Genomic DNA, 16,503 nt, shown 5'->3' on the forward strand with positions numbered 1-16,503 from the left:
ATCTACACGCTGACTGACAGCCAAATCCAGACAAGTTGGTCTTCTTAATTATTTGGGGTTCCGATGGTCCGCAACTTAGCGCAAGCTAACGTCAGCGAGCGTTCCCAGATGCCTGGGAAGCCAAGCCGTGTCCTTGCCGGGGACTACGTTACGAAACCTTGCAACAGCGTGCAGACCGAGACTTTGCCGTAGGGGGTGTGCGGAAATCACTAAGCTCGAACGCTCATTCCTCAATGATACCATTGACAATCACGTTGGCTGCGGACGCCACGAGCTCGGTGTCCATGGCGACCGCAGTCCCTGTCTTCAGGCCCCTTCTACGAATATGCGTTCCACAGTTTCGTAGAAGGCGTTGGGTCCGCCAGCGGCACTGATGAGTGAAAGTTGATATGCAGCATTGGCTTTATGAACCGTGGCGGTGCTCGTCGGTATTGAGATCGCCAAACATAGCTGAGACGGCGTCCGAGAGCATCTTATGTGGGGCGCTGGCCGCATTGTGGTTGGAATAAACGGCGGGTCGTAAGTTCGACTTGGTTCAAGAGCAATAGTATGCGAATCCGCGTCTTCGACGTGGCGCCGGTCGCCATCCTGTTAACGCCGGCGCCAACCTGCTAAATTTCTACACCAGCCGCTTCGATAGCACGGTTCATGCGTTCATCCACCTCGCGCTTAGTAGCAGCCCATCCAGGGACTGTGTCCAGTAGGCGCTGTTGCCAGGCGACCAGATTGGGGAACTCATTGAGCGGGATTTTCGTCCGCTCATTCTGCGAGAAAGGGCCTGCGATGTCGAAGTCGGCGAGCGTCAGCCGATCGCCTACAATGTATCTGTGCTTTTCCAAGTGCGAGTCTAGCACGACCGCGGCTGCCCGTAGCTTGTCGGCCGCCAGCTTCACGATGGCAGCGTCAGCGAGTTCACCGACGAAGCGCTTCGCGAGCACTTCGTCAAAGGTGAGGGTGGCGAAGACGCGCCACTGTTCACCCGACCAGAACATCCACTGGAGGACCTCGTACCTCTCGCGGCTTGTTCTGCCAGCGAGATCGCTTCCGGCTTTCTCAGCGAGATAAAGGTTGATAGCAGCCGACTCGTAAAGAACAAAGTCGCCGTCGACCATAACGGGCGACAGACCATGCGGGTTAAGCTGCAGAAACTCGCGGGTATGGCTCTCGCCTTTAAACAGATCGATGTCCACAATCTCGATCTCGATGCCCATGGCGGCCGCTGCTGCCGTGACACGACGGCGGCTGCCCGAACCAGGGTCGCCGTAAATCTTGATGGCCATTGTGAGTTCTCCTTTTCATGATTGCTTGCCGGCGATTAAAGATCGGCAGCAGGAAACTAGGCGATCAACAAAAGTTGGTATATCCGTTGGTTTTGAAAAGCATTTATCTGGATTTCGAATGAGTGATCGTTGGCAGGAGATGAACGTGTTCGTTCGCGTCGCGGATTGCGGCAACCTTTCGCGGGCCGCACGCGAGCTGAAACTTTCACAGCCTTCAGTTTCGCGGATCGTAGGCACCCTGGAAGCGCGACTGGGCACGACACTACTGTTGCGCACTACGCGCAGTATCTCGTTGACGGAAGCTGGCGCGTTTTATCTCGAAAGAACGAAACGTTTGCTCGCGGAAATGGAGGAAGCAGATCAGGCGACAAGAGGCATAGATTCTCTCCACGGAGTGGTTCGTCTTGCGATGCCGCTCATGTATGGTACTCGCGCGATCATACCAGCGCTCGCTCCATTCCTGGCTCGGCATCCCGATCTCAAAGTGGAGCTCGTCATGAGCGACACTCGACAAAACCTGATCACGGACGGTGTCGATCTCGCGATTCGGATAAATGTTGGCCCCTTGGACGATTCAACCTTCGGCGCGCGCAAGCTGGGCCTGGTCGAGCGGCTTGTTATTGCGTCGCCGGACTATCTCTCCTCTCATGGCACCCCTGCAACCCCAGCCGACCTTTCTCGACACGACTGCATTCTTCAGCATGGCTCGTTTGGCGGCGAGAGCTGGCGTTTCACCCAAAATGAGACGGTTACTTCTGTCGATGTCCAGCCGAGGATTTGGATCAACTCAGCTCCGGGAGTGTTGGCTGCGGCGGTCGCAGGGCTGGGCGTTGCGTTAGGGACACGGGTCATGGCGGGGGAAGAGCTGCGCAACGGCCGTGTCAAGCAGTTGCTCAACACTTACAGTCTTGATCCGGCAGAGGTCTATGCAGTTTTCCCGGCAGGTCCAAGGCCGTCAGCGAAAGTGCGCGCGATCGTGGGGCACCTCGAGACGACGCTTGGGACTGTGTGACGCACGAGCAGCTGGCCGAGGCGACGGCCGTTTTGAATAATCGAATGCTACACCTCGATCACCCCCCGTAGGATGCTGCACTCTGTAATCTCGTTTCGAGGGTCGTGGGTCGTATTCCATCGGGGCTGTACTGCCGGCCAAACTGGCAGCTGGCCACACGATCTTGCTTGTCCTAAGAGTGAGCCATGTCAGATCAGGACGATCATATCCATCCGGAGGCGGCGGTTGCTCCCGGTTATCTTGCGAACCACGCTGCCCGTGTGTTCAACCGGCTTGTCGATGCGGAGCTCCGGCCATACGGACTATCACTTTCTCTGATTGGTCCGATCATGCTTCTGTCGTGGAAAGGATCCATGCTCCAGCGTGACCTTGTGCGCTCATCGGCTGTCAAGCAGCCGGCTATGGTGGCGCTTCTCGACAAGCTGGAGACAATGGCCTTGATCCGCCGGTCGCCATCGCCGACAGATCGACGCGCGGCACTGGTTGAACTGACAGACAACGGCCAGGAAGCAGCCTCACACGGCCGCGACGCGCTCCTATCGGCAAACGCCAAGGGTCTCGAAGGTTTTTCTGCCGAGGAGGCAAGCGCGTTGGTTCACCTATTTCAGCGACTGATCGAGAATTTCGAGCGCTAAAAGCGGAACAAATATATCATGTGTGATGTTCTTTTTGAAAAGGAGATCATCCCATGTCTCGTCGCATCCTCATTACTGGAGCCAGCATAGCCGGCAACACCGCCGCCTGGTGGCTCGGCCAATATGGCCTTGACGTCACCGTCGTCGAGCGCGCCTCCGAGTTCAGAGACGGTGGCCAGAATATCGATATACGAGGTGTCGGTCGTGAGGTGCTACGCCGAATGGATCTCGAACAGGTTGCCCTGGATCAGGGAACAGGGGAGGAAGGGACCATCTGGATCGACGAAGAAGGAAAAGAGGTCGCCAGGTTTGTCACCGACGAACTCGGAAGTGATGGCCCGACAGCAGAAATGGAGATCTTGCGCGGCGATCTCGCGCATCTGTTGTATGAGCCGGCCCGCGAACGTGCCACGTTTCGATTTGGCGATTGGATCGATCGGATTGAAAATGGCGTAGATGGAGTGTCGGTCAGTTTTGCAAGCGAACGATCCGAACACTACGATGCAATCATCATTGCCGAGGGTGTCGGCTCCGCGACCCGCGAGCTTGTCTTTCCGGGAGAAAACGAGCCGCGGTGGATGGATCTGACGATCGCTTACTTCACCATACCTCGACAGCGGGATGACGATCGGATGTGGCGCTGGTACAACGCAACCGAAGGCCGAAGCATCTCATTGCGACCCGACACGCACGGAACCACACGGGCGATGCTGTCGCTTCAGCAGCCGCCAAATGGGGAGCAGGAGTGGAGCGCTGAAAAACAGAAAGCCTATCTGCGCGAACGCTTCGCAAACGCTGGCTGGCAGGCAGGTCGCGTGCTGGCTGCAATGGACGACACCGACGACTTCTACTTCGACGTCCGACGTCAGGTCCGCATGGATGGATGGTCGAAGGGACCGGTCGTGCTCACCGGCGATGCCGCGTGGTGCAACGCCGCTCGCCGGAATTGGCGCCACACTGGCAGTGACTGGTGGCTACGTGCTCGCGAGCGAACTTGCCCGTTCCAGCGATGTCGGACACGCATTTTCGGCCTACGAAGAAGCGATGCGGCCGCTGGTCGAAAAGGGGCAGGGGGTGCCGAAGATAGCGCCGCGTATCATGAACCCTCATTCACGCCTTGGCATCAACCTCCTGCACAACGTCCTCAAGGTCGCGAGCAAGCCGGCCATTAGAGGAATTGCCGCCAAACTCTTTGCGAGCGAGCCAGAGGGCCCTGATCTTTCACGGTACGACGAGTTGTTGCCGAAGACGCCATGATCTCAAGAAAATCGCAGAGGCGGGCGTATGAAAAGACCTGGAGGGAAGCACTCGGGCTTCCTCGAGAGTAGCGGATCGGCGCTATAGGAAGAAGCTATGGCGTTTCATTTGCTGATTTTTAACGGGTCAAAGGTTCACATCCGGTCAAGGCGAGGACCACATTAGCCTGGCGCTCGTTCGGTACCGAATGCAATATGTATCAGCCTGGGCACGTCTCTGGTAAGGGCCCGTCCGCCCCGTCATCAAATGGATTTCCATAGAAAAGTTATCTCGCCTCACGGATTTAAGGCATCGACAGCTTCATGAACAATTGGCACGTATCTACGGCGAACGGCCGGACCGGAGCATGGCTAATCGGGTAGACAGCCTCAATCGTTAACAACAGCGTTTTGGCTTGCTGGTTTAAGTGGCAATGTCGCGCAGACGCCCGCCAAGACTTGATCAATGACTTGCTTTAGTTCGTCATGGGTTGCGCCGTCTCGGGCCTGCACAGACAGTCCTTGCAAGACGGTCACGAGATAACGAGCGAGAGGGTCGGCACGTGCCCTATCGATCCAGCGAAGTAGGGCTTTTGAGATCGAGTGACGCATGTCATCTCGCCGTGCGGTCAGTTCCCGCGCGAGATCGGAATGCTCCGACGCACTAGTCACCATTCCGCTCGAGACCATGCAACCACGCTCGCCCTCTGGTGATGTCACAGCGGCGACCGCACTATGCAACATCGTTTCTACAGCTTGCGGCAAATTCGTGGCGCCGTCGAGATCAGTTAACGCGCCCTGCATTCCGAAATATCGATCCAGCGCCTCTCGGTACAGCCCTGCCTTGCTGCCGAACGCGGCGTAGAGGCTTGGTGGAGCAACGCCAATTGCCGAGGTGAGATCGTTCAGAGATACCCCCTCGTAGCCGTGTCGCCAGAACAGACGCATCGCGGTCTCGATGGCTTCGTCTCTGTCGAAAGTCCGAGGACCGCTGCGCCGCTTACGAATGTTCTTATCCATAGTGATCACTAAAGACGAGTTGACATCAAAAATCAAGCTGCTAGTGTTTAGCGATCGATACAAATCAAGCGATGGCCATCGCGTCCCCTTTCTCTGCTGCGGCCTGCATTCCAAAATTATGGAAAGGCCCTGGCTATCAGCTATGGATGCTATTGGATGAGATTGAAGAGCTTAACCGGACTGGTGTGTGCGCTAAACTTCGCTGTCTTGATCGTGTTTTCGGCGTCGGCGGTGCACGCGGCCGGAAAAAATTACAGTGTAGAGTCGACGGATGGGGTCGAGATCGCCGTTCAGGAAAGTGGAAATCCTGATGGCAAACCGATTGTCTTTATCCACGGCCTGCTCGGGAGCCGCCTCAATTGGGAAGAGCAGACAAGCAGCCCAGAATTGCAGCAATACCGGATGATCACCTATGATCTTCGTGGCCACGGGCAATCGGATAAGCCGGATGACGCAGACGCCTATCGAGACGGGCGTCGTTGGGCTGATGATCTTGCCGCTGTGCTCAAAGCGAGCGACGCCGAAGAGCCGATCGTTGTAGGATGGTCGCTGGGCGGTATCGTCATTTCGAACTATCTTGCTGCCTATGGTGACGAACAAGTTGGGGGCATCGTCTATGTAGATGGCGTCATCGAGCTCACTTCGGCTCTCATCACGCCTCATCCTGAGGTCTATGCGGGGCTAGCATCCGATGATCTGAAAACGCACCTCGATGCCGTACGCACCTTCCTTGCTCTGTGCTTTCAGACGCAACCCGATGCGGCGACCTTCGAGCGGCTACTGTCGAATGCCGCGATGGCGTCTTGGGTGATGACAGAAACAGTACCGTCAATGACGGTTGATGTAGCGGATGGGCTGCCGAAAGCTCGGGTGCCCGTGTTGCTACTTTACGGTGGCAAAGACAATCTGGTCATGACTGGCCCCAGCATCTCCCGCGCGAAGGAGATCAATTCAAACGTGCAGTCAAAGGTCTACGCTAAATCGGGCCACGCGCCTTTTCTAGAGGAAGCCTCTCGCTTCAACAAAGATCTCATAGAATTTGCGAATTCGACCCAAGCGGTAAAGTGATTTGTGTCGGGGCGGCTCTCTCGCCCCGATTAGCTGCTTCAGGTCCTAAGATTCCTGCACGCAACGAAATGTAGGCGAACGAGGACCATACTGCTGTTCAATGAGCACACGCCTTCTAACCTGCGGCACGCCAAACTCAATTCTCGACGGCGATGGCGAAGTCCGGCATCAGATCTGTGCCATACCACCGTCGACAGCGATCTCTGAACCAGTCGTAAAACTGCTCTCGTCGCTTGCAAGGAAGAGAGCTGCCGCTGCGACTTCTTCGGGTCGGCCCATGCGCCCGAGAGGGATCATATTTGACAATGCGTCGCGAACTTCTTGAGAGGCTGCGGCCATCATCGCTGTATCGGTGGGACCAGGGCTGACGACGTTAACGCGGATGCCTTTGGGAGCAAGTTCGTTAGCCCAGGTTCGTGTAAACGAACGGACTGCAGCTTTGGTCGCTCCGTACACGCCATAGCCTTTGGTGCCGATGTCTCCCGCAATCGAGCCGATCAACACAATCGTTCCGCCCGTCGGCATCATGTTAATGGCACTTTGCGCCGCGAACACGAGGGATTTCACATTCAAGCCAAATGTCCGATCGAAATGATCCTCGGAAATGTCTTCAAGCGGTGCGTATTCGGATATTCCCGCGTTCACGACGAGTACGTCGACGCGGCCTTGCTCTAATCGGATTTGCTCGAATACGCGCTGAAGATCGGCTCGATCACTGGCATCTGCCCGGATCGTCTGGAGGTTTACGGTTTGGATCTGTGACTCGTCCCCAGCTCCACTGCGGCTGGTCGCGTAGACCTGTGCGCCTTCGGCTACGAACCTTTCAGAAATCGCTCCGCCGATCCCACCCACGCCGCCGATAACCACGGCAACCTTGCTTTCTAATCTGCTCATAATAACTCCATCAAATGTGACGGGGCAAAGATATAATTTCTATACCTACGGTCAATTACGCACTATTTGTAAAGCAGATATCAAGGAGTATATCTATGCCGATGGAGAGCGAAGGTCTGCTCATCAAAGCCTGCACGTCTCAAAGCCACAAGGCTGTCTCGGCTGAGGCTCTGCTGGACGTCGAGAAGGCGAGGCCGGTACTTGAGCAAATCGCCAATAAGTGGTCGATCCTGATCCTGACCGTCCTGTGCAGTAGGCCGTCACGCTTCAACGAGATCATGCGACGCCTCGAAGGGATCACGCACAAAGCGCTAGCAGATGCACTGAAGCGCCTGGAGCGCAATGGGCTCATTCGTCGCGAAGTGCTCACGACAACAACGCCTGTCGGCGTGGAATACACCATCACGTCGCTCGGCCGGTCCCTTCAGCAGCCGTTCGAGGCTCTCTATGCCTGGTCCATGAAATACGGACCCGAAATCGAACGGGCTCAACAGAAATACGATCAAGTACGAGACTAATTTTCTCAGAGTGGAATCACATCCAAGAACGCCAACAAGTATCCGGCGTAATAGGTCGGATGGTATCGCTTACAAACAACGGGTGGACCGCGATCCAAGCCGCCGGTTGCAATCGCCCGTCGTTAGAACGCATCGGAGTTCTATCTTCCTCGAAGCCAACGGCAATGTGTATCGGTTCCTTGACAATTGTGTAGCCACGTAACCACGCACGCGGATACGTAGTGCTGAATCATGGATTATGCCGCGGCTCCCCTATGGCGCCTCGCGTCGTCATTGAGAGCGCTGGCGACCTCGTCAAAAGCATCCCATGGCCTTTTGCCGACCGCTGAGAGCACTGCTTCTGTCAACCGTAGCAGGTCGAAATGTGCGAGCATGATAGCATTTATTACAGGTGATTATGCTCGCTGCAATTGGTGGGTCGACGGTTCACATCCCATCAAGGCGTGGGACGGCGATATTGGCCGGAATCGGCTGACATGCAGAACTGGGCGTTAGTCGCGCGACATGGACAGTCCGGCGAGGAGCTGAGCGTGCCCGGCAAGCCGGTGGGATATGAACTCCGTGAAGAGCCGCACGCGCTTCGTCTTGCGTGTCTCCCCCTGTGTGAGAAGCCAAAGCGTTCCGTACATGTTTAGCTCAGTGCCCGGCACCCTTACCAGCAGTGGGTCGGCATCTCCAACGAAACACGGCAATGTCGTGATCCCGAGCCCTTGCCGTACCGCCGCGATCTCCGCCGCGGCGTCCGTGACCCTGAAGGGTGCCCCTGTGGTAACAACCTCACCCGCACTGGCCCAATCTGGAATTCCATGCGTGCTTATGACGATCCATCGGATGGGATCAGGCGCGCCCGCATGCCATGCGGCCAGACGATCGCGGGATATGTAGACGCCGCCGAAGAGCTCTGGTCCCTTCAAGCCATGAAGATTGAGCGGCAGGGTTTGGCGATCGTAAACGACGCGGATCGCGACGTCGGCTTCTCGGTTGGTCAGGTTTGCCAGCTCGCCGGACGATAGGATTTCCATCTCGATATCAGGATGCAGACGCACGAAATCGGCGAAGTCTTGCATGAGCAGATGTGTCGCAAGGATCGGCGTCAATGTTACGCGCAGAAGCCCGCGCACGCTCTGGTCGCGCCCGAAGACGCGCGTCTCCAGCTGGTGCGACGACGCCTGCATTTGTTCCGCGAACTCGAGGACCTCTTCGCCTGCAGCCGTCAGGCGGTAGCCTGCGGGCAGCTTTTCGAACATCTGCGTGCCAAGGCGTTCCTCGAGCTGGGCGATGCGGCGCAGTACGGTCGCGTGATTCACCCCGAGGCGCTTGGCGGCAGCCCGCACTGAGCCACCACGCGCGGCGGCAAGGAAGTAACGAATGTCATCCCAGTCGATCATGGTGCATTCCCGCGCCGCCAGTTGTGCGTTCCGAACGCCATCATAACACAATGAGACGTAATGCACGCGAGGGGCGCCGCATTCATTCTCCCACCCGGATCGTTTTTGCACCACCGATATGCGGTCTTACGCACTGAGCATCCTACCTCGGCGGGCCTATCTTGATGTTCACCAACAAAAGGATGCATGACATGACCAGATTGAATGGAAAGACCGCCGTTATCACCGGCGGCGCTACGGGCATCGGCCTCGCTGCTGCAAAGCGCTTCATCAAGGAAGGCGCCTTCGTCTTCGTTTATGGCCGTCGGCAGGAAGCGCTCGACGCGGCTGTCGCCGACCTCGGGCCCAATGCCCGCGCGGTGAAGGGCTCGGTCTCCGATGAGGCCGACCTCGACCGGCTGTTCGCGGCGGTCAAGGCCGAGCGCGGGACGCTCGACATCGTCTTCGCCAATGCCGGCTCGGGAGGCCCGCTTGCACTAGGGCAGATCACCGCCAAGCATATCGACGACACCTTCGACACCAATGTGAAGGGTACGATCTTCACGGTCCAGAAGGCGCTGCCACTGATGGGCAAGGGCGGCTCGATCGTCCTGACCGGGTCAAGCGCTGGCACCACGGGTGCTCCCGGATTCACCGCCTACAGCGCAAGCAAGGCGGCCGTGCGTAACCTGGCCCGGACCTGGTCCGAGGACCTGAAGGGCACCGGGATCCGCGTCAACGTGCTGTCACCGGGAGCGACAGCGACCGAACTTGCGAAGGAAGCACTCGGCGAGGAAGGCCAGAAGGCCTATGGCGCCATGACGCCGCTTCAGCGCATGGCCGATCCCTCGGAGATCGCGGCCGTTGCCGCCTTTCTCGCCTCGGACGACAGCAGCTTCATGACCGCCAGCGAAGTCGCCGTCGACGGCGGGCTTGCGCAACTCTGACCGGCGCGATCCTGCGCCCGGGCAACACAACGAAGGATAAAACATCATGAAAAAACTCGAAGGCAAAGTCGCAGTCATCACGGGCGGAAGCAGCGGGATCGGGTTGGCCACCGCCAACCGCTTCGTGGAAGAGGGTGCGCATTTCGTGATCACCGGGCGACGGGAGAAAGAGTTGAATGAGGCTGCGCGCTTCATCGAGAAAAACGTTACGACGGTTGTGGGTGACGTGTCGCGCCTGGAAGATCTGGACCGGCTTTACGCCGTCGTGAAAGAGAAACATGGTCACATCGACATTCTCTTTGCAAACGCGGGCGCGGGGACAATCGCACCGCTCACGGCAGCAACCGAGGCCCATTTTGACCAGACCTTTGATGTGAACGTGAAGGGGCTGTTCTTCTCGGTGCAGAAGGCCCTACCCCTCTTTAATGACGGCGGTTCGATAATCCTGACCTCTTCGGTCTCCAACGTGTTGGGGCTGCCAGGATTCAGCACCTACGCTGCCAGTAAGGCGGCGGTGCGCAACTTCGCCCGCGCTTGGACACTGGAGCTGAAAGACCGCAAAATCCGCGTGAATTCAATGAGCCCCGGACCGATCGACACCCCCGCCCTGGCGACAACGACGGGCCTTACCCCTGAGCAAGCCGAGCAAGCAGCCTCCCAGTTTGCTTCGCAGATCCCGATGGGTCGCAGCGGCAAGCCAGAGGAAGTCGCGGCTGCCGTCACGTTCCTCGCGTCCGACGAGAGTTCTTTCATCACCGGCGTCGATCTCGCCGTCGATGGAGGCATGGCGCAAGTCTGACCCCGGCATCACACGATAGGAGAACCATCATGAGCTACGCAATTATCGGCTTTGGCGCTATCGGCAAGGCCCTGGCCAAGGCCTTTGCCCGCAATGGCATCGACGTATCCGTCGCGACCACGCGCGACCCTGAAACATTCGCAGCCGCAGCCGCCGCGATCGGACCGACGATCATTCCCCAAAAGCTGGCGGATGCGCTCAAGGCGGACATCGTCTTCCTGGCTGTTCGTTTCGAGCAGCACCGGGAGGTCGCCAAGGCACTGCCCAGTTGGCAGGGCAAGACAATCGTCGATGTGACCAATGCCTACGGCGTGTCTTCCGAGGAGCTGGGAGGACAGCCTTCGGCCCAGGTCGTCGCACAGGCATTCTCTTGTGCAAGGCTCGTTAAAGGCTTCAACCATCTGGTCGCTGCCGTCATGGACCAGGACCCGGCCGTGCAGGGCGGCAGGAGGGTCTTGTTCCTGGCGAGCGACGATGACGCAGCCGCATCGGAGATCGGTACGCTCGCGGAAAATCTCGGCTTCTGGCCGATCAAACTTGGCGGGCTGTCGGAAGGTGGACTGCTCGTCCAAGCGCACGGGAACAGCTGGGGTCATCTGATCTTCAAGGACCTGGTCAAGTTCGATGGATGAACACGACGTGCCAACCGGCACGGCGACAATGTACGGATCGGATGGAAATCGAACCGATCCGTGCGAAATGGAGACATTCCCATGAGCATTGAGAAGAACATCCAGACCGTGAAGGTCTTCTTTGCCGCGATCGGCCGAGCCGACAGGCAGGCTCTGGTGGCGCTGGTCACCGAGGATATCGAGTGGATCATTCCGGGCGAGGACTGGCCGCTGGCCGGCACGCGCAACGGTCACGCCGGGCTGGCGGATTAGCTGGAGACGGCAGCCAGGTCGATAGAAACCTCCACGGAACCCCGGGAGTTCGTGGCGCAGGGAGACCGGGTTTTCGTCCTCGGCTTCGCGAGCGGAAGGATTAAAGCCACGAACAAGACGTTTGAGGACCATTGGGTATTCGCCATCACGGTCCGCGACGGTAAGCTGACGAGCATTCGAGAGTATATCGACACCCAGGCACTGGCGCGAGCCTCGCGGATCGACGCATCCGGGCCTGCGTAGCGCTGGCCATTCGCGGCGATTGGCTCTCTGAGGAGACGGTCGATCAGCCGAAAATCCTTCATTGCAAGCCGCGTGTCCGATGCCCTCAACTGTAAAGGAGATTTCCCATGTACGATCAATCCAAGCTATCCGAGTTGACGCGGTTCGCACGTGTCGATGCGGGCTCCACCGTCATCGACGTTTACCCAGGCGAAGGCGATTGGACTCGTCTCTTCTCCGACGTCGTGGGACGCGAAGGGCGGGTTTACAGCTTCGTGCCTTCCGAAGTCGCCCACTTCAAAAACGATCCGGTCGGCCGCATGCAGGCGCTTGCGGAGGAACCGGGCCGAGAGAACGTCGAAGTCATCTCGTCGGACCTTGTGAATATGCCGGAGGTCACGCAGCCAGCGGATCTCGTGTGGCTGCACCTGTTCTATCACGACCTCCACACCGCGCTGATCCAGGCCGGGGGCGCGACGGCGGCCAAATTCAATCGAGCCGTCTACGAACAGCTGAAGTCCGGCGGGTCCTACGTCATCGTCGATCACGCCGCCGCCGTCGGCTCAGGCACGACGGACACCCAGTCGCTGCATCGGATTGAACCTGCTTCCCTTCGCGAAGAGGTCGAGGCAGCCGGCTTCATCCTTGACGCGGATAGTACCATGCTCGCGAACAGCGACGATCAGCACTCGATCAAGGTGTTCGATCCTTCGATCAAGGGCATGACCGATCGCTTCGCCTATCGGTTTGTGAAGCCATGACAAGGGCCGGCGCCAATCTCAAGTCTGCCGTCGGTTCAGATCCGTTCAAGGCGATAGCCGCGGTGATCGTGAAAGCGGCTAGATCCATCGCTTGGGCATGGGCCAATGGCTTCGGTGGCCGATCAATTCGGGCGTGAGTTCGGCCCTGCCGATATCGGCGCAGCCTCGGCAATGTGCCCGGCGGAGCCGTGCTGAGCGCTGGCGGCTATCGCTGGCTGCTCCTTCTATCTACACTCCAGCCGCGCTCATTGCAGGCAGGCGCAGCCACGCCTGTGTGACGGCGCGGAAAGAGGCGATTTGATTGCCGGTCAGCACGCTTCGGCACCACGCACGCTGCCATGCGGCGACCAGAAGCATGGAGGCGGTCACGGTCTCGCCCAACCTTGCGGTCGTTGGTGAACAAGAGGGAAGGGTGGCTACCCTTGTGCCAACGCAGCGAGCCTGTCGCGCAGCCAGCTTTGTGCTTGATGGCTGGTTGTGCGTTCGTGCCAGATACTGGCGATGGCAAATCCGGGTATGTGGAGCGGCGGTTCCAGCACCTGCAACCGGTCTGACCAACCGTCTGCGATTCGGCGTGGGATTAGCGCGATCATATCGGATCGTGACACGATCTCCGGCACGATCAGGAAGCCCGATGTGGACAAGGCGACGGTACGACGGCGGCCGATCGCCTCAAGAGCCGCATCGGTAGGCCCGGCAAAGCCGCCGCCCTGAGGTGAAACGACGACGTGGTCCAACGCGCAGAACAAGTCGAGATCAAGGACACCGCGTACGGCTGGATGCCCCTGTCGCGCGACGACCACATACTCCTCCTCGTAGAGTTGGCGCTGGCGCATCGCAGCCGGCGCCTGTTCGGGCGTTCCCAAGGCCAGGTCCACCTCGCCACGCTCCAACTGTGTCGTGAGTGCCATCATGTCTAACCCCCGCCAGGCGATGCGGATCATCGGCGCCTCGGCACGCAAGGCGACCGAGTAGCGTGCCAGCAGCGCATACTGCACGTAGTCGCTCGCCGCGATCACCACGGTCGCACGCAGGGTCTCCGGATTGATCGTCGCTCCTTGCTCGACGACGCGGCGAACACCCTCCAGTGCCTCGTGCAGTGGCTGCATCAGCTCGAGTGCCCGCTGAGTGAGGATCATTCCGCGCTGACCCGGGAGCAGGAGCGGATCGCCAAGTGCATCACGAAGTCTTGCCAGCCGTGCCGACAAGGCCGGCTGACTGAGGTTTAGCCGGCGCGCGGCGTGTGTAACGTTGCGCTCCGCAAGCAGTGCCTCAAGCGTCACGAGAAGTCCGAGATCGAGGTTTCTGGTATCCATCGTATGGATAACGACACATAAAACGTTTGATTTCAACACCCGAAGTTGCCGCACTACATTGCTTGAAAGCGGGCTAAGTCCTGCGGCGCTTCAATCGACGGCACGAAGACCAGTTCGCTTACGAAAGCTATTCAGGCTCATCCGCAGCAGGGTCTCGACGGCCGTTTCGGCAAGATTGTCGTCGGATGCTGACACCCCCAACTATCAGAAAAGATCATCATGAAAGTTCTTATTGTTTACGCGCACCCTGAGCCCACTTCGCTGACACGGCAGTTGGTCGACGTGACCGCCGAGACGTTGTCGGCAGGGGGACACACCGTGGTCCATTCGGACCTTTACGGCATGAAGTGGAAGGCGGTCTACGATGCCGATGACTTTCCAGTCCGTGACAATCCCGAACGGCTGTCGTTCATCATGGAATCGGGCCATGCTTACGCAAGCGGGCATCAGACGCACGACGTGATCGCTGAGCAGCAGAAGCTGCTCGCGGCCGATGCTGTGATCCTGCAATTCCCGCTATGGTGGTTCGGCGTGCCCGCCATTTTAAAGGGCTGGCTAGAGCGGGTCTATGCTTTCGGCTTTGCCTACGGCTATCAGAATGGCTCCAACCAGTTCCGCTTTGGGGAGGGCATACTCAAGGGCAAGCGAGCACTGGTCAACGTGCAGGCAGGCGGCCCAGCGGCCGATTATGGCCCGCGGGGTATCAACGGGCCGCTTGATCAACTGCTGTTCCCGCTAACCCATGGCGCGCTGTTCTACCCCGGCATGGACGTGCTCCCGACGCACGCGGTCTATGGCGCGGGTCATGTTTCTACGGCGGAGGAAGTGGAGGCGATCAAGGCAGCATGGCGTGTGCGTCTCGCCGGGCTATTCACCGACAAGCCGATCGCCTTCCGATCGCAAAACGGCGGCGACTTCCCCGATCGCCACAGCATGGCCCAACACGTTGCTCCGGGCCAAACTGGCCTCACCGCGCACTTAGCCGATCGGGGAGACGCATAAGGAGATGGAATGAATCTATCATTTATCGGGCTCGGGCGGATGGGTTCGGGCAGGGCTGCCGACCAATCTCGATTGCGCTCGACTTAAAGTCGCCAACGATGGGAGCCTGACCCTTGTGGGGCGAAGTTTGCTCATAGGCGTGTCCGACCACACCCACGAACAGTTTCTCGGTCAAGAGCTTTGCCATGCTCATATCGACGTGTGCGTCCATCCCGCTGGTGTAATCCGTCGATGGGTTCTCGAGATTTTTGGTAAGGCCAGCAGTCACAGAAAACTCCCATCCCGTCTGAGGATCGAGATAGCTGCACGCCCCGCCCAGATCGATCGCCGCATGGCCCATGCCGATATTGGCTAGCCTGTTGGCATCGTAGAAGCCTGTCGGAATGCTCCCAGCTACGTCGGACATCCAGTTGTTGGTGCCGGAGTTTCAGAAGATCTGCGCTGTGGGGTATAGATCGCTCAAACCAGCGCGCTCATCGGAAATTCCTACACGAATTGATCTGATACTTGCATCGGCCGATGTCTTCGTATGAGCGGACAAGTAGGTGACCGAGAAGTTCGGCTTGCCACCGAGCAATGTCGTATCAGGTGCGCAACTAGCAACGATGAACTGTTCGATAAGACTTCCGTTCAGTCGAAGATTGACGGAGCGGTCATCGCGAATGCTCTGGCTGGCGCCTGGAAAGACTTGCTTTGTAACAAAATCGCGTCTGGCCGCGTAGGCATTGAGATACTGACGATGATCAGTTGAACACAACATTGTTTCATATGGAGAATGTGCCATGAATTTCCTGAGGCGACATATAGTGAAGATGATCGCCCACGGTGGCGCGGCCGCCGCGATCGTCAGTCCAATCTTGGTCAAGGCGGAGGACGGTGAAAAGCCATCCGTAGTTGCTGAAGGTGGTGCTGCTGGTTCGGACGTGATGAAGCCTCTTCACCTTCTCCATGGTTCCGGTCTCCACCATGTCAATGTTCGGGTTCGCGACATGGACAAGGCAATCGATTTCTATGAGAAGTCGTTTGGCTTTGACCTCCTGTTTCGATGGGATGGTGTTGAAGCAACGCAAGATAGAACCGTATACTTCCGCAACCCACTTCAGGGTGCACATCTCGATATGGGAGATGGGGCAGTCCTCGAGCTGATCCCTGCCCCTGAAGATGCAATTCCACCCGACGATCGTTCGTCTAGCTTCAATCACATCGGTCTGCGTGTATCCAGTCTCGATGAAACCTACGCCAAGGCGCTGGCCGCAGGAGCCAAACCGTTCCCAATAGAAGACGGATCAGGCGGTGTGTGGGATGGGCCGACAAATATAAAGCTGCAAGCCAGGCCACCCTTCCAGCAACCATTTGTCGTGCGTGCTGCACATGTGCTGGGTCCTAATGATGAAATCATAGAACTGTTCGAGGAGTGACGAGTAAATATCTTCTTTAAAAAGCCGGGGAGAGTGTGCCACGGGGATACCTCTATGCGCAAGGCGTACCGTGATCCCGCCTCCGAAGTTCAAGGTACTCAGTACCGAAACGGACAACGTCCAAA

General features: G+C 58.2%; 17 protein-coding genes and 2 pseudogenes. 12 read left to right on the plus strand and 7 right to left on the minus strand.

The annotated features are described in order from the left end of the window. Positions 1 to 611: 611 nt before the first annotated feature. Positions 612 to 1,280 (minus strand): glutathione S-transferase family protein, encoded by a 669-nt coding sequence (locus tag ACQY1L_RS17895; protein ID WP_430245273.1) that lies wholly within the window; start codon positions 1,278 to 1,280, stop codon positions 612 to 614. Here ACQY1L_RS17895 and ACQY1L_RS17900 point away from each other — a divergent pair. The 3 genes from ACQY1L_RS17900 (at position 1,273) to ACQY1L_RS17910 (ending at position 4,099) form a co-directional block, all read left to right on the plus strand. Continuing rightward, entirely contained in the window at positions 1,273 to 2,292 is a 1,020-nt protein-coding gene (locus tag ACQY1L_RS17900) for a LysR substrate-binding domain-containing protein (RefSeq protein WP_430245276.1), read from the plus strand. The two genes, ACQY1L_RS17895 and ACQY1L_RS17900, sit on opposite strands and share 8 nt — an antisense overlap. A 185-nt stretch (positions 2,293 to 2,477) precedes the next feature. Beyond that, on the plus strand, positions 2,478 to 2,927 hold the full coding sequence (locus ACQY1L_RS17905) for a MarR family winged helix-turn-helix transcriptional regulator (RefSeq protein ID WP_430245278.1): 450 nt from the start codon (positions 2,478 to 2,480) through the stop codon (positions 2,925 to 2,927). 53 nt (positions 2,928 to 2,980) lie between these two features. Beyond that, positions 2,981 to 4,099 (plus strand): FAD-dependent monooxygenase, encoded by a 1,119-nt coding sequence (locus ACQY1L_RS17910; protein ID WP_430245280.1) that lies wholly within the window; start codon positions 2,981 to 2,983, stop codon positions 4,097 to 4,099. Positions 4,100 to 4,552: 453 nt separating this feature from the next. Here the strand turns inward: ACQY1L_RS17910 and ACQY1L_RS17915 are convergent, their stop codons facing one another. Further along, positions 4,553 to 5,182, minus strand: a complete 630-nt coding sequence (locus ACQY1L_RS17915) for a TetR/AcrR family transcriptional regulator (RefSeq protein WP_430245282.1) — start codon at positions 5,180 to 5,182, stop codon at positions 4,553 to 4,555. A 156-nt stretch (positions 5,183 to 5,338) separates the two neighbouring features. Here ACQY1L_RS17915 and ACQY1L_RS17920 point away from each other — a divergent pair, with 156 nt between their 5' ends. Then, entirely contained in the window at positions 5,339 to 6,250 is a 912-nt protein-coding gene (locus ACQY1L_RS17920; protein WP_430245284.1) for an alpha/beta fold hydrolase, read from the plus strand. Positions 6,251 to 6,418: 168 nt separating this feature from the next. Here the strand turns inward: ACQY1L_RS17920 and ACQY1L_RS17925 are convergent, their stop codons facing one another. After that, the gene (locus tag ACQY1L_RS17925; protein ID WP_430245286.1) at positions 6,419 to 7,144 is read right to left on the minus strand and encodes an SDR family NAD(P)-dependent oxidoreductase; all 726 of its coding nucleotides are present in this window, start codon (positions 7,142 to 7,144) and stop codon (positions 6,419 to 6,421) included. A gap of 95 nt (positions 7,145 to 7,239) precedes the next feature. Here ACQY1L_RS17925 and ACQY1L_RS17930 point away from each other — a divergent pair, with 95 nt between their 5' ends. Then, on the plus strand, positions 7,240 to 7,662 hold the full coding sequence (locus ACQY1L_RS17930) for a winged helix-turn-helix transcriptional regulator (RefSeq protein ID WP_430245288.1): 423 nt from the start codon (positions 7,240 to 7,242) through the stop codon (positions 7,660 to 7,662). Positions 7,663 to 8,153: 491 nt separating this feature from the next. Here the strand turns inward: ACQY1L_RS17930 and ACQY1L_RS17935 are convergent, their stop codons facing one another. Continuing rightward, positions 8,154 to 9,050: a LysR family transcriptional regulator gene (locus tag ACQY1L_RS17935; protein WP_430245290.1), complete on the minus strand. Its 897-nt coding sequence runs from the start codon at positions 9,048 to 9,050 to the stop codon at positions 8,154 to 8,156. Between the two features lie 191 nt (positions 9,051 to 9,241). On the opposite strand from ACQY1L_RS17935, the gene ACQY1L_RS17940 reads away from it, so the two are divergent. The 5 genes and pseudogenes from ACQY1L_RS17940 to ACQY1L_RS17960 all read left to right on the plus strand — a co-directional run bounded on the left by ACQY1L_RS17940 (position 9,242) and on the right by ACQY1L_RS17960 (position 12,642). Further along, on the plus strand, positions 9,242 to 9,976 hold the full coding sequence (locus tag ACQY1L_RS17940) for an SDR family NAD(P)-dependent oxidoreductase (RefSeq protein WP_430245292.1): 735 nt from the start codon (positions 9,242 to 9,244) through the stop codon (positions 9,974 to 9,976). A gap of 46 nt (positions 9,977 to 10,022) precedes the next feature. Then, the gene (locus ACQY1L_RS17945) at positions 10,023 to 10,775 is read left to right on the plus strand and encodes an SDR family NAD(P)-dependent oxidoreductase (protein WP_430245294.1); all 753 of its coding nucleotides are present in this window, start codon (positions 10,023 to 10,025) and stop codon (positions 10,773 to 10,775) included. Between the two features lie 29 nt (positions 10,776 to 10,804). Next, the gene (locus ACQY1L_RS17950; protein WP_430245296.1) at positions 10,805 to 11,407 is read left to right on the plus strand and encodes an NADPH-dependent F420 reductase; all 603 of its coding nucleotides are present in this window, start codon (positions 10,805 to 10,807) and stop codon (positions 11,405 to 11,407) included. 81 nt (positions 11,408 to 11,488) lie between these two features. Then, positions 11,489 to 11,902 (plus strand): annotated as a pseudogene (locus ACQY1L_RS17955) (nuclear transport factor 2 family protein). A 107-nt stretch (positions 11,903 to 12,009) separates the two neighbouring features. Beyond that, positions 12,010 to 12,642 (plus strand): class I SAM-dependent methyltransferase, encoded by a 633-nt coding sequence (locus ACQY1L_RS17960; RefSeq protein ID WP_430245298.1) that lies wholly within the window; start codon positions 12,010 to 12,012, stop codon positions 12,640 to 12,642. Positions 12,643 to 13,058: 416 nt separating this feature from the next. Here the strand turns inward: ACQY1L_RS17960 and ACQY1L_RS17965 are convergent, their stop codons facing one another. After that, entirely contained in the window at positions 13,059 to 13,958 is a 900-nt protein-coding gene (locus ACQY1L_RS17965; RefSeq protein ID WP_430245300.1) for a LysR family transcriptional regulator, read from the minus strand. 219 nt (positions 13,959 to 14,177) lie between these two features. Between ACQY1L_RS17965 and ACQY1L_RS17970 the strand changes: the two genes are divergently transcribed. Continuing rightward, positions 14,178 to 14,960 (plus strand): NAD(P)H-dependent oxidoreductase, encoded by a 783-nt coding sequence (locus ACQY1L_RS17970; RefSeq protein WP_430245302.1) that lies wholly within the window; start codon positions 14,178 to 14,180, stop codon positions 14,958 to 14,960. Between the two features lie 22 nt (positions 14,961 to 14,982). Here the strand turns inward: ACQY1L_RS17970 and ACQY1L_RS17975 are convergent. Both ACQY1L_RS17975 and ACQY1L_RS17980 read right to left on the minus strand, forming a co-directional pair. After that, positions 14,983 to 15,369: pseudogene (locus ACQY1L_RS17975) on the minus strand (transporter); the annotation flags it as partial. 18 nt (positions 15,370 to 15,387) lie between these two features. Further along, complete coding sequence (locus ACQY1L_RS17980) at positions 15,388 to 15,744, minus strand: hypothetical protein (protein ID WP_430245306.1); 357 nt, start codon at positions 15,742 to 15,744, stop codon at positions 15,388 to 15,390. A 28-nt stretch (positions 15,745 to 15,772) separates the two neighbouring features. Here ACQY1L_RS17980 and ACQY1L_RS17985 point away from each other — a divergent pair, with 28 nt between their 5' ends. Further along, positions 15,773 to 16,378, plus strand: coding sequence for a VOC family protein (locus ACQY1L_RS17985; protein WP_430246059.1), 606 nt, complete (start codon positions 15,773 to 15,775; stop codon positions 16,376 to 16,378). Positions 16,379 to 16,503 lie beyond the last annotated feature (125 nt).

The sequence above is a fragment of the Neorhizobium sp. DAR64862/K0K3 genome, assembly GCF_050500185.1.
GTDB lineage: Bacteria > Pseudomonadota > Alphaproteobacteria > Rhizobiales > Rhizobiaceae > Neorhizobium > Neorhizobium soli.

Bases quoted from the DNA above. Each gene is read 5' to 3' on its own strand.
- ACQY1L_RS17900 (WP_430245276.1), top strand. From the start codon at position 1,273: ATGGCCATTGTGAGTTCTCCTTTTCATGATTGCTTGCCGGCGATTAAA.
- ACQY1L_RS17895 (WP_430245273.1), bottom strand. From the start codon at position 1,280: ATGGCCATCAAGATTTACGGCGACCCTGGTTCGGGCAGCCGCCGTCGT.
- ACQY1L_RS17905 (WP_430245278.1), top strand. From the start codon at position 2,478: ATGTCAGATCAGGACGATCATATCCATCCGGAGGCGGCGGTTGCTCCC.
- ACQY1L_RS17910 (WP_430245280.1), top strand. From the start codon at position 2,981: ATGTCTCGTCGCATCCTCATTACTGGAGCCAGCATAGCCGGCAACACC.
- ACQY1L_RS17915 (WP_430245282.1), bottom strand. From the start codon at position 5,182: ATGGATAAGAACATTCGTAAGCGGCGCAGCGGTCCTCGGACTTTCGAC.
- ACQY1L_RS17920 (WP_430245284.1), top strand. From the start codon at position 5,339: ATGAGATTGAAGAGCTTAACCGGACTGGTGTGTGCGCTAAACTTCGCT.
- ACQY1L_RS17925 (WP_430245286.1), bottom strand. From the start codon at position 7,144: ATGAGCAGATTAGAAAGCAAGGTTGCCGTGGTTATCGGCGGCGTGGGT.
- ACQY1L_RS17930 (WP_430245288.1), top strand. From the start codon at position 7,240: ATGCCGATGGAGAGCGAAGGTCTGCTCATCAAAGCCTGCACGTCTCAA.
- ACQY1L_RS17935 (WP_430245290.1), bottom strand. From the start codon at position 9,050: ATGATCGACTGGGATGACATTCGTTACTTCCTTGCCGCCGCGCGTGGT.
- ACQY1L_RS17940 (WP_430245292.1), top strand. From the start codon at position 9,242: ATGACCAGATTGAATGGAAAGACCGCCGTTATCACCGGCGGCGCTACG.
- ACQY1L_RS17945 (WP_430245294.1), top strand. From the start codon at position 10,023: ATGAAAAAACTCGAAGGCAAAGTCGCAGTCATCACGGGCGGAAGCAGC.
- ACQY1L_RS17950 (WP_430245296.1), top strand. From the start codon at position 10,805: ATGAGCTACGCAATTATCGGCTTTGGCGCTATCGGCAAGGCCCTGGCC.
- ACQY1L_RS17960 (WP_430245298.1), top strand. From the start codon at position 12,010: ATGTACGATCAATCCAAGCTATCCGAGTTGACGCGGTTCGCACGTGTC.
- ACQY1L_RS17965 (WP_430245300.1), bottom strand. From the start codon at position 13,958: ATGGATACCAGAAACCTCGATCTCGGACTTCTCGTGACGCTTGAGGCA.
- ACQY1L_RS17970 (WP_430245302.1), top strand. From the start codon at position 14,178: ATGAAAGTTCTTATTGTTTACGCGCACCCTGAGCCCACTTCGCTGACA.
- ACQY1L_RS17980 (WP_430245306.1), bottom strand. From the start codon at position 15,744: ATGGCACATTCTCCATATGAAACAATGTTGTGTTCAACTGATCATCGT.
- ACQY1L_RS17985 (WP_430246059.1), top strand. From the start codon at position 15,773: ATGATCGCCCACGGTGGCGCGGCCGCCGCGATCGTCAGTCCAATCTTG.